Raw genomic sequence first — 13262 nt, 5'->3', positions numbered from 1 at the left:
CGGGAACGTCCCGGGCACGGGGTAGGGTCAGCGGACGGGTTTGCCGTCGGCGTCGAAGCGGTAGAGGTGGCCGGGTTTCGGCGCGATGGACACCTTCGCGCCCACCGCGATGTCGGCTTTGCCGGGGCGGCGGACAATGACAGGTTCGTCGCTGCCGATTTCCACGAAGAGGAAGTGGTCGGAGCCGAGGTCCTCGACGTGCAGGACCTCACCCGACCAGGGGCCGTTCGGATCGACATCAAGGTGTTCCGACCGGACGCCAAGCGTGGTGCAGCCGTGGTCGGCGGCGAATTTGCCGGTGAGGAAGTTCATCTTCGGGCTGCCGATGAAGCCCGCCACGAAGAGCGAGTTCGGGTTTTCGTAAAGCTCTGCCGGCGACCCGGCCTGTTCCAGCCGCCCGTCACGCAACACGGCGATCCGGTCGGCGAGGGTCATCGCCTCGACCTGGTCGTGGGTCACGTAGATCATCGTGACGTTGGACATCGAATGGTGGAGCTTCGCGATTTCCAGCCGGGTCTGAACCCGCAGCGCCGCGTCCAGATTCGACAGCGGTTCGTCGAACAGGAACACGCGCGGATCGCGGACGATGGCGCGGCCGATGGCGACGCGCTGGCGCTGGCCGCCGGACAGCTGCTTTGGCAGACGGTCCAGAAGGTGGTCGATCTGCAGAAGCTTGGCGGCACTTTCGACGCGCTTGCGGATCTCGGCGTCCGAGGTTTTGTCCAGCTTCATCCCGAAGGCCATGTTGTCGTAGACCTTCATGTGCGGATAAAGCGCATAGGATTGGAACACCATGGCGATGCCGCGCTTGGACGGGATCAGGTTGTTCACCCGTTCCCCGTCAAAGAGCATGTCGCCCGTAGTGATCTCTTCCAGCCCCGAGATCAGGCGCAGAAGCGTGGACTTGCCGCAGCCCGAAGGCCCGACGAAGACCATGAACTCGCCCTTCTCGATGGTCAGGTCGATGCCCTTGATGACCTGGACGGCGCCATAGGACTTGGTGACGTTCTTCAGTTCGATCTTTGCCATGATGTCAGCCCTTCACGCCGCCCGCGGTCAGACCCGCGACGATCTTGCGTTGGAAAATGAGGACGAGGATGATCAGCGGGACGGTCACGATGACCGAGGCCGCCATGATCGGACCCCAGGGGATTTCCTGCTGGCTTGCGCCGGACAGAAGGCCGATTGCCACTGGCACCGTCCGGGTCGTTTCGGACGAGGTGAAGGTCAGGGCGAACAGGAATTCATTCCAGGCACCGATGAAGGCCAGAAGGCCGGTCGTCACCAGGGCGGGCCACAGCAGCGGCAGGAACACCTTGGTGATGATGATCCAGGGGGTGGCGCCGTCGACGATGGCGGCCTCCTCGATCTCGACCGGCAGGTCGCGCATGAAGGTTGTCAGCACCCAGACCGTGAAGGGCAGGGTGAAGATCACATAGGACATGATCATCGCCCAGGGCGTGTTGAAGATGCCCAGGAACCGGACAAGCTCGAACAGGCCCGCCAGCACGGCGATCTGCGGGAACATCGACACTGCGAGGATCATCATCAACAGAAGCCCGCGCCCCCGGAACCGCACCCGCGCCAGAGCGTAGGATGCGGTGACGGCCAGGAACAGCGCGAAGACCACGGTCGTCGTCGCGATGAAGACCGAGTTGACGATGGACCGCAGGAAGTTGCGGCCACCCAGCACGGATTCGTAGTTCCCCCAGTCAAAGGACTTGGGCAGGTAGTTGACCTTGAAGAGCTCGGTCCCGGTCGCGAAGGACGTGACGATCGCGTAGTAGAACGGGAAGACCGAGAAGACGACGATCACCACGACAAGCGCGTAGAAACCGACGGTGGACAGAAGTTTCTGAGCGGTCATTTCTGGCCCTCCCCGGAAAGGTCGACCTTGCCCAGCCAGATGTAGAGGCTGACGAAGACGGCGATGATCGCGAAGAGAAGCGTCGACTGCGCGGCCCCGTAGGCGAACTTGTCGAAGTCGATCATGTTCTCGCGGCTGATGACCGACATGGTCTTGGTGGCCGCCGAGTTGGGCGTCAGCACATAGACCAGGTCGAAGATGCGCAGGGCATCCAGCATCCGGAAGATGATCGCGACGGCGAGCGCGGGGCGGATCAGCGGCAGAGTGATCTTGAAGAACACCTTGACCGGATTGACGCCGTCCAGTTTCGCGGCCTCGTAGATGTCGCGGGGGACCATCTGCAGACCGGCGAGGATCAGAAGTGCCATGAAGGGCGTGGTCTTCCAGATGTCGACCATCAGCACGGCATACATCGCGGTGTCCACGGAGGCGGTCCAGGCGATCTTCTGGTCGATCAGGCCAAGGTTCAGCATGATGTCATTCAGGATCCCGAACTGGTCGTTCAGCATCCAGGCCCACATCTTGGCCGACACGATGGTCGGGATGGCCCATGGGATCAGGATCGCGGCACGCACGAAGCCGCGGCCCTTGAATTCGGCGTTCAGCACGAGGGCGACGATCAGGCCCAGGATGGTCTCGAAGAAGACCGAGACGAAGGCGAAACGCACCGTGTTCCAGACCGCGTTCCACCAGGCCGGATCGACCAGCGTGCCGCGCCAGATCCAGCGACCCGACTCCAGGACACGGACCGACAGATAGTTGTCGAACCCGATGAATTCGCCGCCGTACAGGTCGGACAGTGCGGTGTTGGTCAGCGAGAACCAGATCGTCCGCAAAAGCGGCCAGGCCGCGACGAAGAATAGTGCCGCCAGCATGGGCGCGATGAACCAGAAGGCCGCGCGTTGGCGTTGTTGCAGAAGGCTCAAGCCCCCCGAATTCGTTGCCATGATGTCCCTCCCCTATCGGGTCCCCCTCCGAGACCCGGTCTTGTAACAGCGGGCGGCCCCCGCAATTCAGAAGCCGCCCGCCTTTGGGATCAGTCAGGTCCGGGAGGACTTACCAGGCCGACCCCTTGATGTCGGTCAGTTCGACTTCCAGCAGTTCCAGGTTTTCTGCCGCCGAGCCCTGACCAGACAGGGTGTTGTGGACGGCCGACCAGAACTTGGCCGAAACCTCGTTGTACTTGCCAAGCGTCGGAGCCGAAGGCCGCGGAACGGCGTTCAGGAACACGTCCTTCCACTGCGGGATGATCGGCTGCGCGGCCGCGATGTCGGCGTCATCGTAGAGCGCGATGATCGTCGGCAGGTTCGATTCCGCGATGGCGCGCTGCTTCTGCGCCTCGGGGCCCGCCAGATACATGGCAAGGCTGATCGCCGCTTCCTGCTTGGTGGAGTACTTGGACACGGCCACGTTCCAGCCACCCAGCGTTGCCGCCGAGGTGTCGCCTTCCTTGCCCACGGGCAGGGTGGTCACGGCGAACTTGCCCTTGACGGCGGAGTCGTCGCCATTGCCCAGGCCATAGGCATAGGGCCAGTTGCGCATGAAGACGGCATTGCCGGTCTGCCAGACGCCACGGGCTTCTTCTTCCTGGTAGGCCAGGACGCCATCCGGGCTGATCGTGCCGACCCAGGACTTCGCAGCCTCCAGTGCCGCGACGGCGTTCTCGTTGTTGATCGAGATCGTGCCATCAGGCTCGACGATCTGGCCGCCGCCGAAGGACTTGACCCATTCCAGCGCGTTGCAGGTCAGGCCTTCATAGGCGTTGCCCTGCCAGACGAAGCCCCAGAGGTCCGCCGCACCCTCGGCACGTTCGGCGTCCTGGATGAACTTGGCGGTCTCGGCCAGTTCCGCCCAGGTCTTCGGCGGGGTCTTGCCGTGCTTTTCCAGAAGGTCGGTGCGGTAGTACAGCGCCGGCGCGTCGGTGAAGATCGGGAGCGCGACGAGCTTGCCGTTCACGGTCTGCGACTGGATGATCGAGGGGAAGTGCGTCGGCGCGAGGTCCTTGGCAACCTCGGTCAGGTCGACGAAGTGGTCGGCCAGCTGCGGCGCCCAGATCACGTCGGTCTGATAGAGGTCGATGTCGGTCGCCCCTGCGGCAAGCCACAGGCGATACTGGCCGAACTGGTCGGTGGTGGAGGCGGGCATCGGCACCAGCGTCACGGTGTTGCCGGTGGCTTCTTCCCACGGCTTGACCAGGGTCTTGAAGTTCTCGACCGCATTGCCGACAGCGCCGGAGACGTAGAACAGCTCTTCCGCCACGACAGGTGCGCCGAACACGGCGAGCATGGCTGCGGTTGCAGTCGCGCGAAGCGCGCGGCCCTTCATGATATTCATTGGTTTTCCTCCCTAGGGCCGCCCTTGTTGGCGTCCACTTTCCATTCAAAACGCTTTGGATGCGAAGGCAAGCATCGCAACTCCCTCCAAAACGTTTTGAGAGAAATAGTCTCCAAAGCGCTTTTGGTCAACGATTCGATGCTTGCCGCCCAAGTTTCTCCCGCGACCCGGCTTTCGCGGCAGGGCCCTTGTCAGCCCGGGCCATTGCGGCAATCCTTTCGGGATGGCGGATCAACCGGTCACTTTGCGGCTGCGGCTTCTGTTCGGCGACCGGCTGGTCTTCGGGCCGGGGAAGGGCGAGCTTCTGGCCCGGATCGCCGAGACCGGGTCGATTGCGGCAGCTGGCCGCGCCATGGGGATGAGCTACAAGCGCGCCTGGGCGCTGGTCGAAGAGATGAACGCAGCCTTCCGCGCGCCGCTGGTCCTGTCGGTGCGCGGCGGGGCAGGCGGTGGCGGTGCCGTGCTGTCCGAAGACGGGCAGGCGGTCCTGGCCGCCTACCGCGATCTGCTGGCAGCCGTCGATTCCGCCGCAGAACCCGGCGTCACGCGCATCGCGGCCCTCCTTGGGGATATGTCCAGCCGGAAATAACGCTTGCCTCGCTGCCCTCCCTTCGCCATATGTTCGGCCAGACATATCGGAGATCCCATGCGCCCGATCCTTGCCGCAGCTTTCGTCCTGATGGCCCAGCCCGCCATGGCCGATGTCACCGTCTTTGCCGCGGCCAGCCTGAAGACCGCACTGGACGAGATTGCGGCGGACTATGCCGAGGCGACCGGGAACAGGGTCGTAGTGTCCTATGGCGGCAGTTCGGCGCTGGCCAGACAGATCGCGGAAGGCGCGCCTGCTGATATCTTCCTGTCGGCCTCCAAGCAGTGGATGGACGATCTGGAGGGCAAGGGATTGATTCGGCCGGACAGCCGCAGGGACCTTCTGGGCAACACGCTGATCCTTGTGGGTGCGGCGGGGGCGGCCCCGGCGACGGTGGACGCTTCGCTGGATCTTGTCGGGCTCCTCGCGGGGGGCAAGCTGTCGATGGCGCTGGTCGACTCCGTCCCGGCAGGGCAATACGGCAAGGAGGCGCTGGAAAGCCTTGGGCTGTGGGCGGCGATCCAGCCGAGCGTCGTGCAGACGGAGAACGTTCGCGCGGCGCTTGATCTTGTGGCGCTGGGCGAGGCGCCGCTTGGCATCGTCTATGCCTCGGACGCGATTGCGGAGCCGAAGGTTTCGGTCGTGGGCAGCTTTCCGGCCGACAGTCACCAGCCCATCGTCTATCCAGGCGCGCTGACTGCCACCGCAAGCGAGGAGGCGGGTGCCTTCCTGGAACTTCTGTCCGAAGCCGAAGCCACCGCGGTCTTCGCGGCGAACGGCTTCGTCCCCTTGCCATGACGTCCGGCCGCATGTCAGCGTGACCCGACGATGGACTGGCTTTCACCCGAGGAAACCACAGCGCTCTTGTTGTCCCTGCGGGTGTCGCTGGTGGCGACCTTGGTCAGCCTTCCCTTCGGGGTCGCTGTCGCGCTCTTGCTGGCGCGGGGGCGGTTCTATGGCCATGCGCTGCTGAACGGTCTGGTGCATCTGCCGTTGATCCTGCCGCCGGTGGTGACGGGTTACCTGCTCCTTCTGACCCTCGGGCGGCAGGGCTGGGTGGGTGCTGCCCTGTGGGAGTGGTTCGGCTTTACCTTCGCCTTCCGCTGGACCGGGGCTGCGCTTGCCGCAGCGGTGATGGCCTTTCCGCTGATGGTCCGCGCCATCCGGCTGGCGATCGAGGCGGTGGACCCGAAGCTGGAGGAAGCCGCCGGAACGCTTGGCGCCTCGCGTCCCACGGTGTTCCTGACCGTCACCTTGCCGCTGATCCTGCCCGGCATCATCGCGGGCGCGGTCCTCGCCTTCGCCAAGGCGATGGGCGAGTTCGGCGCGACGATCACCTTCGTCGCCAACATTCCGGGCGAGACGCAGACCCTCCCGACGGCGATCTATGCGTTCCTGCAAGTCCCGGGCGGTGACGCCGCGGCGCTGCGGCTGGTCGTGATCTCGGTCGCGGTGGCGATGGTCGCGCTGATCCTGTCGGAAGCACTGTCACGCCGGGTGGCAAGAAGGATCGCGGGGCGATGACGCTGGACATTCACCTGCGCCACGCCTTTCCCGGCTTCCGGCTGGAGGTCGACATGGTGCTGCCCGGCGGGCTGACCTGCCTGTTCGGGCGGTCGGGGTCGGGCAAGACCAGCATCGTGAACGCGGTCGCCGGACTGTTGCGCCCGGATGAGGCGCGGATCGTGCTGGACGGTGCCCGGCTGGACAACCTGCCGCCGCACCGGCGCGAAGTGGGCTATGTCTTTCAGGATGCGCGGTTGTTTCCGCATCTGACGGTGGCCGAGAACCTGACCTATGCCCCGCGCGTCCGCGGTCGGAAGGTCGAAGGCATGGCGCGGGTGGTCGACCTCCTGGGGATCGGGGCGCTGCTCTCGCGCCGGCCAGCGGCATTGTCAGGGGGCGAGAAGCAGCGGGTGGCCATCGGGCGGGCGCTTTTGTCGCAGCCGCGCCTTCTTCTGATGGACGAGCCGTTGGCCGCGCTGGACGAGGCGCGCAAGGCCGAGATCCTGCCTTATGTCGAGGCCTTGCGGGACGAGACCGGCCTGCCGATCCTCTATGTGAGCCACGCCCTGCCCGAGGTCGCCCGCCTGGCCACGACCATTGCGGTGATCGAGGCCGGGCGGGTGCAGGCTCTGGGCCCCGCGGCCGAGATCCTGTCCGATCCCGCGACGGCGCAATTGATGGGGCTGCGCGATGCGGGTGCGGTCCTGACGGCGCGGATCGCGGCGCAGGAGGAGGACGGGCTGACCCGGCTGGAGACGGCGGCAGGGCCGCTGTGGCTGCCGCGTATTGCTGGGCTGCCGGGGCGCAGCCTGCGGGTGCGGATCGCGGCACAGGATGTGATCCTGTCGCGTGACCGGCCGGTCGGCCTGTCGGCCCTGAACATACTGCCCGCCCGTGTCGCAGCCCTGCACGAAGGGCAGGGGCCGGGGGTCCTGGTGCGGCTGGAGGTGGGGCAAGAGCATATCCTGGCCCGCCTGACCCGCAGATCGGCGCAGGCCCTAGCGCTGGCGCCCGGGGTCACGGTGCATGCCGTCCTGAAATCCGTCGCGGTGGCGCAGGCCGATGTGGGGGGCCTGCCTCCCGCCGGATGATGCGAATCGCCGTCCGCCAGGTCGGGCCGGATGCGCTTCCGCTTCCGGGGATTTTCGCCTGAAAACGCGGCGGGCGCTGGTGGCGTGCTTACCTGCGGTTGCACTGTCATAAAGCCCCGTTGACAGCCCCACCCAAAGCGGGAGTAAGGTCGGCGCGCACGGCAACTTCTTGCGACTGACAAGGTCCTGTTACACGGTGCCTGTTAGACCGCAGCAAGCGCGCCCGCATGAACGAAAAAATCGGGGACAGCCCGCGCCTCTGCCCATCAAACCAGGGAGACTAACTGTGACACACGAAAAATCTGCCTTCAGCCGCCGCCGGTTCCTGAAAGGGTCCGCTGCTGGTGCGGGCGTACTCGCCGCTCCGGCGATCATCTCGTCGAAGGCCTTGGCCTCGTCGGGCGAAGTTAACTTCATCGGCTGGGCCGGCTATCCGGTGCTGGCTGAAAAAGTGTTCCCGGCCTTCGAAGCCGCAACCGGCATCAAGGTGAACTTCAAGGAACTTCCCGACCAGGACACGATGTTCGCCGAGGGCAAGGTCGCCCTTGAAACCGGCGGGATCGACGTGATGGAGCCGACCATCGACCGTTGGGGTGGCTGGAACTCGAACGGCCTGCTGGGGGCCTGGGACGAATCCAAGCTGGCGATGGACAACTACCTGCCCGGTCTGGCCGACGGCTCGGCCGGTGAGCGGTCGCGCCTGGACGGTCAGCTGTACTATGTCCCGTCGAACTGGGGCACCGAGGCGCTGGTCGTCAACGAGGCCAACGCCAAGCTGTCCTCGCCCGCCTCGCTGGGTGACCTGTTCAACCCGGAAAACCCGGCCGTCCTGCGTCCGCATTCGGCCCTGGCCGCGATGGGCCGCTGGCTGGACGCCCAGGGCAAGCTGCCGCGTCCGTGGATGGACGGCTACACCGACATGGCCGCAATGACCGAGCTGTGGGACATCGCGCTGGCGGAAGCCATCAAGTCCAAGGGCAACATCGTCCAGTGGTGGTCGGGCGAGAACGAAGCGAACGCCGGCTTCACCGCGAACGGTGCCACGATCGGCCTGTGCTGGGATTCGACCGGCTACAACCTGCGCAACGACGGCTACAAGTACATCGCCCCGGTCGAAGGTGCTTTTGCCTGGCACCAGGGCTTCGTGCTGATGAAAAACGCAGCCAACGTCGAGCAGGCGCACGAGTTCGCCAAGTTCGTCTCGACCGGCGAAGGGTCCGCGATGTGGGCGACCGCCTTCTCGTCGAACCCGGTGGGCAAGGGCTCGGCCGAGTTCATGTCGCCGGACGTTGCCACCTACTACAACGGCACCTTCAACGAAGATGCGCTGGCGAAGCTGTGGTGGTGGCCGGAACAGACCGCCGAATTCATCGCCAAGCGGTCGGAATATGCCGACAAGTTCAAGGCCGCCTGAGTGCGCCTATGACCTGCAGAGCGCCGGGCCCGCAAGGGCTCGGCGTGACTTTTTTGGGCAGAGCCGGATCGTCCTGGACTGAGAACCGGGCTTGAACTGGCGATACCCATTGCTTGGGCCGGGTTGCCTGCTAGCCTGACCAACAAAAAGAATGACTCTGGGGACTACGATTGGGGGACCACGCGACATGAGCGCGGGAATTGATCTTGAAAACGTCTGCTGCGACTTCGGCACCTTCCGCGCCGTCGACAACGCCAATGTCTCGATAAAGCCGGGAGAGTTCTTTTCCTTCCTCGGGCCGTCGGGCTGCGGCAAGACCACGATCCTGCGCATGGTGTCGGGGTTCATCGAACCCACGCAAGGCGCGATCAAGATCGGCGGCAAGGACATGAAGGGCACGCGGCCCAACCAGCGGCCGACTGCGTTGATCTTCCAGAACCTCGCGCTGTTCCCGCTGATGCCGATCTGGGAAAACATCTCGTTCGGGCTGGAAGTGCGCGGCGTCGACAAGGCCACACGGCGCAAGAAGGCCGAGGACCTGTTGAAACTCGTCGACCTGCCGGGCGCTGCCGACAAGATGGTCAGCCAGCTGTCCGGCGGGCAGAAGCAGCGGGTGGCCATCGCCCGCGCCCTGGCGGTGGAGCCGCAGGTGATGCTTCTGGACGAACCCCTTTCGGCGCTGGACCTCAAGCTTCGCCAGCACATGCGGGCGGAACTGCGCGCCATCCAGAAACGGACGGGCGTCACGTTCATCTACATCACTCACGACCAGGGCGAGGCGCTGGCGATGTCGGACCGGGTGGGCGTCATGTCCCAGGGCCGCATCCAGCAGATCGCCGCCCCGCGCGACATTTATGACAACCCGGTCAACGGCTTCGTGGCGTCTTTCGTCGGCGAAAACAACATCTTCGAGGGCGAGGTGGGCCCGGTGGCCGATGGCATGGCTGCCCTGAACGGCGCGCACGGCAGCTTCCGCGCCCGCGTCCTGCCCGAGGCGCAAGGCAAGGCGCTGAAGCTGTATGTCCGCCCCGAACACACGCTTCTGACCAAAGTGAAAGCCGCCGAGAACTCGGTCGAGATGGAGGTGACCGAGGTTGCCTTCGAAGGCGCGTTTATCTCGGTCCACGGCCAGGCGGCGGGGGGCAAACGCCTTTCGGCGGAGGTCAAGAACGACGGGGTGACCGTGGTTCCGGCGGTGGGCGAAAAGGTGTTCGCCACCTTCGATGCGGCGCGGGCCCTTCTGTTGCCCGACGCAAACGTCAGGGGGTAACGCCATGGAGGACCTTATCCGCCGCTATGGCACCGGGTTGACCGCAGTCTTCTGCCTTCTGGTCGCCTTCTGGATCCTCGTCCTGGTGATCCTGCCGAACTTCTCGATGCTGTTCGAAAGCTTCTTCCCCTACCTGCCGGTGGCCGAATTGGGCGGGCCGAAGGATGTCTTCACGCTGCAGAACTACGAAAAGATCCTGGCAAACCCGATCGAGACGAACTGGTTTGGCATCCCGATCTCGATCCCGGTCCACATCAGCACCTTCGTCGATACGGTGTTCTTCTCGGCGCTGGTCACCTTCATGACGCTGATCCTGGCCTATCCCCTGGCCTACTTTCTGGCCAAGGTCGCCAGCCCCAGGTCGATCCCGACGCTGCTCCTCCTGCTCTTCATCCCGATGTGGGTGTCCGAGGCGCTGCGGGCCTTCGCCTGGTACATCATCCTGACCTTCAACGGCCCGCTGAACGCGCTGTTGAAGGGCCTGGGGATCATCGATCAGGGAATCCGCTGGCAGAACGGGGTCTTCACCTCTTACGACGCCATCGTGATCGTGCTGACCTACTGCTACGTCCTGTTCATGCTGTTCCCGATCTACACGGCGATCACGTCGCTGGACACCAACCAGATCGAGGCGGCCGAGGACCTTGGCTCGCCCTGGTGGCGGACGCATTGGCGGGTGGTGATCCCGCACGCGAAACCGGGCATCGCCTCCGGCTGCGTGATGGTGTTCATGCTGTCGGCAGGCTCGCTTCTGGTGCCGACCGTGGTCGGGTCAACGAAGGCCAATTGGTTCCCGCAGACGATCTACACCTGGTTCAATGACGCGCTCGACTGGAACACGGGTGCCGCCTATTCGATGATCTTCCTTCTGGTCTGCATCATCTTCGTGATCCTCGCGATGCGGCTCTTCAAGGTCAAACTGTCGGATATCGCCAAATGAGCCGGAACCGCGCATTCCTGGGCCAGCTCTACTTTGGCCTGTTCATCCTGTATCTGCTGGTCCCGCTGATCGTGATGGCGGGGGCGGCGTTCAACGACAGCAAGCTGCCCACGGTTGCGCCCTGGAAGGGCTTCACCTGGGCCTGGTTCGGTGAGCTTTTCGCCGATCAGACCATGTGGGGGGCCTTCCTGAACTCGATCGTCGTGGCGCTGGCCGTGGTGGCGCTGGCGGTGCCGATCGGGACGGCGGCGGCCATCGTGCTGAACTCGATTTCCGGCAAGTATCGGGCGACGCTGTATGGCTTCATGGTTGCCCCGGTTCTGGCGCCCGGCCTTGTCATCGGTATCTCGACCGTGCTGTTCTGGAACCAGCTGGGCCAGACGGTGGGGGCGAACGGCTTCTTCCTGTTCGGGCGGGGCCTGCATCTGGCGACGCTGGGTCAGGTGAGCTACATCGCGGCCTATGTGATGCTGCTGGTCCTGGCGCGGCTGCAAAGCTTTGACCCGGGGCTGGAGGAGGCGGCGCTGGACCTGGGCGCGAACCACGGTCAGGTGCTGCGGCGCATCCTTCTGCCGCATCTCTACCCGGCCATCGCGGCTTCGGCGGCCATCGCCTTCTTCCAGTCGATCGAGAACTTCAACGTCACTCTGTTCACCAAGGCGAACGAGACGACGCTGACGGTCTATGTCTTCAGCCAGGTCCGGTCGGGGATCACGCCGAAGATCAACGCGCTGGCGTTCCTGCTGATCCTGCTGACCCTGGTGCTGGCCCTGGCCTACGAGATGAACCGCCGCCGCAAGGCGCGGATCGAGGCCGAACGCGAAGCCGAGGCGCGGCGGGCGGAAGAAGCGATGCTCTGACGAACTGCTCGTCGTTCGACTTCGTCTCCTCCTCGCTTGAGCGCAGCGAGGAGGGACGAAGTCCACCGACGAGCGGGTGTTGGGCAAGTCTTAAGAAACGGTTGACGTCCGCGGGCAAGTCTTTGGTTCTGCACGGGAATCCGAAAATGTCCACCGTCGACAGATGCCGCTAGAGACCTTCAAGCAGGGTCTTGCACAAAGGGCTTTCCGCGTCCGCCAGACAGTCGATCACATCGAAATGGTGCCGCCCCGGATCGACCGTCCAGCCGCAGCCCCATTCCTCGGCCAGCACCCGGGCATGCCAGAGGAAAGCCGGGCGTTCCTCCCCGCCGACCCAGACATGCGCGCTGACCCCGTCCCGCAGGGCCAGTCGGGCCGGGCTTTCGCTGACGGCTTCCTGCTCGTCGATCTTCAGGGTCGCATTCATTCCCGTGGCGATCAGCGGCCCCAGCTCGGTCAGGGGCGAGATCGGCACCACCCGCGCGACCGGGACCGGAATGTCGGCACAGCCCATCCGGGCCGCCAGGTGACCGCCGGCGGAATGGCCGGTCACCACGATCGGCCCCGAGACCCGAGTGCCGACGAACCAGGCGGCGCGGGCGATCTCGGCGGTGATCTCGGCCAGCCGGGCGACGGGGGCCAGGGTATAGCTGGGCATCGCCACCGCATAGCCCCGCGCCAGTGGACCGGCGGCCAGGTGCGACCAGTGCGCCTTGGAAAACAGGTGCCAGTATCCACCGTGGACGAACATGACAACGCCCTTGGGCTGGCCCTCGGGTAGGAAAAGGTCCAGCCGCTGGCGGGGCGAGGGGCCGTACTCCAGGTCCAGATCGGCGCGCTTGCCGATCGTCTGCCGGAATGCGGCGGCCTCTTTGGTCCAGCGCGGCGGATAGTCGGCTGCGCCGGGGATGAAGGCGCCATTCGTATAGTCGCGGTCGGGGTCCGGCCAGCGATAGGGGGGAAGGGTCAAGGCATTGCTCCGGTCACGTCGCGGTGACACTGCGCCAGCCCTGCAACCCTGCGCAAGGGGGGTGCTGCGGACCAGCCGCAGGACCGGCGGGCGAGGTCCAGCCGCCACGGGCGGGTTCCGTCATTCATCTGTTACAAATCCGTCGCATATGCTTCACCATGCCGTCCTAGACCGGCAGGCAGGCGGCGCTTTCCGGCGGCCGCGGACGTGGAGCAGACGATGGACGACTTGCGCGGGGCAACTCCCGGACTGGACAGCGCGACAGCCAAGATCTCGGCGACGGGCGTTCAAGTCTACTACGGGCAGAACCACGCGCTGAAGGACGTGTCGGTCGATATCCTCGACCGGGCCGTGACCGCCTTCATCGGGCCCTCGGGCTGCGGCAAGTCGACCTTCCTGCGCTGCCTGAACCGGATGAACG

Annotated in this window: 14 protein-coding genes; 9 read left to right on the top strand and 5 right to left on the bottom strand. The window is 65.0% G+C overall.

Features of this window, described 5'->3' with window-relative positions; translation table 11 throughout:
- Positions 1 to 27: 27 nt before the first annotated feature.
- The 4 genes from E8M84_RS09060 to E8M84_RS09045 form a co-directional block, all read right to left on the bottom strand.
- On the bottom strand, positions 28 to 1029 hold the full coding sequence (locus tag E8M84_RS09060) for an ABC transporter ATP-binding protein (RefSeq protein WP_137110898.1): 1002 nt from the start codon (positions 1027 to 1029) through the stop codon (positions 28 to 30).
- 4 nt (positions 1030 to 1033) lie between these two features.
- Complete coding sequence (locus E8M84_RS09055; RefSeq protein WP_137110897.1) at positions 1034 to 1867, bottom strand: carbohydrate ABC transporter permease; 834 nt, start codon at positions 1865 to 1867, stop codon at positions 1034 to 1036.
- Entirely contained in the window at positions 1864 to 2814 is a 951-nt protein-coding gene (locus E8M84_RS09050; protein WP_137110896.1) for a carbohydrate ABC transporter permease, read from the bottom strand. Before E8M84_RS09050 ends, E8M84_RS09055 begins: the two co-directional genes overlap by 4 nt.
- 109 nt (positions 2815 to 2923) lie before the next feature.
- Positions 2924 to 4201, bottom strand: coding sequence for an ABC transporter substrate-binding protein (locus E8M84_RS09045; RefSeq protein ID WP_205914584.1), 1278 nt, complete (start codon positions 4199 to 4201; stop codon positions 2924 to 2926).
- A gap of 223 nt (positions 4202 to 4424) precedes the next feature.
- Between E8M84_RS09045 and E8M84_RS09040 the strand changes: the two genes are divergently transcribed.
- The 8 genes from E8M84_RS09040 (at position 4425) to E8M84_RS09005 (ending at position 11871) form a co-directional block, all read left to right on the top strand.
- On the top strand, positions 4425 to 4790 hold the full coding sequence (locus tag E8M84_RS09040) for a winged helix-turn-helix domain-containing protein (protein WP_137110895.1): 366 nt from the start codon (positions 4425 to 4427) through the stop codon (positions 4788 to 4790).
- A gap of 57 nt (positions 4791 to 4847) precedes the next feature.
- Positions 4848 to 5588 carry a molybdate ABC transporter substrate-binding protein gene (gene modA / locus E8M84_RS09035; protein ID WP_137110894.1) on the top strand — a complete coding sequence of 247 codons (741 nt, stop codon included), beginning with the start codon at positions 4848 to 4850 and terminating at the stop codon, positions 5586 to 5588.
- 30 nt (positions 5589 to 5618) lie between these two features.
- On the top strand, positions 5619 to 6314 hold the full coding sequence (gene modB / locus E8M84_RS09030; RefSeq protein ID WP_137110893.1) for a molybdate ABC transporter permease subunit: 696 nt from the start codon (positions 5619 to 5621) through the stop codon (positions 6312 to 6314).
- Entirely contained in the window at positions 6311 to 7387 is a 1077-nt protein-coding gene (gene modC / locus E8M84_RS09025; protein ID WP_137110892.1) for a molybdenum ABC transporter ATP-binding protein, read from the top strand. Before modB ends, modC begins: the two co-directional genes overlap by 4 nt.
- Positions 7388 to 7673: 286 nt before the next feature.
- Positions 7674 to 8801 carry an extracellular solute-binding protein gene (locus E8M84_RS09020; RefSeq protein WP_170971895.1) on the top strand — a complete coding sequence of 376 codons (1128 nt, stop codon included), beginning with the start codon at positions 7674 to 7676 and terminating at the stop codon, positions 8799 to 8801.
- Between the two features lie 187 nt (positions 8802 to 8988).
- On the top strand, positions 8989 to 10071 hold the full coding sequence (locus E8M84_RS09015; protein ID WP_137110890.1) for an ABC transporter ATP-binding protein: 1083 nt from the start codon (positions 8989 to 8991) through the stop codon (positions 10069 to 10071).
- Between the two features lie 4 nt (positions 10072 to 10075).
- Positions 10076 to 11011 (top strand): ABC transporter permease, encoded by a 936-nt coding sequence (locus E8M84_RS09010; protein WP_137110889.1) that lies wholly within the window; start codon positions 10076 to 10078, stop codon positions 11009 to 11011.
- Positions 11008 to 11871 carry an ABC transporter permease gene (locus E8M84_RS09005; RefSeq protein ID WP_137110888.1) on the top strand — a complete coding sequence of 288 codons (864 nt, stop codon included), beginning with the start codon at positions 11008 to 11010 and terminating at the stop codon, positions 11869 to 11871. The genes E8M84_RS09010 and E8M84_RS09005 overlap by 4 nt, the downstream gene beginning before the upstream one ends.
- Before the next feature lie 169 nt (positions 11872 to 12040).
- Here E8M84_RS09005 and E8M84_RS09000 read toward each other — a convergent pair whose 3' ends face one another.
- Complete coding sequence (locus E8M84_RS09000; RefSeq protein WP_137110887.1) at positions 12041 to 12841, bottom strand: alpha/beta hydrolase; 801 nt, start codon at positions 12839 to 12841, stop codon at positions 12041 to 12043.
- A gap of 219 nt (positions 12842 to 13060) precedes the next feature.
- On the opposite strand from E8M84_RS09000, the gene E8M84_RS08995 reads away from it, so the two are divergent.
- Positions 13061 to 13262, top strand: a 202-nt coding sequence (locus tag E8M84_RS08995) for an ATP-binding cassette domain-containing protein (RefSeq protein ID WP_137110886.1), incomplete at its 3' end; no start/stop codon positions are given.

Origin of the sequence: Rhodobacter sp. SY28-1, from assembly GCF_005222785.1 — a bacterium.
Classification (GTDB): Bacteria; Pseudomonadota; Alphaproteobacteria; order Rhodobacterales; family Rhodobacteraceae; genus Tabrizicola.
The sequence above is the reverse complement of the archived record's forward strand: the minus strand, read 5'-3'. Positions and strand labels throughout refer to the sequence as shown.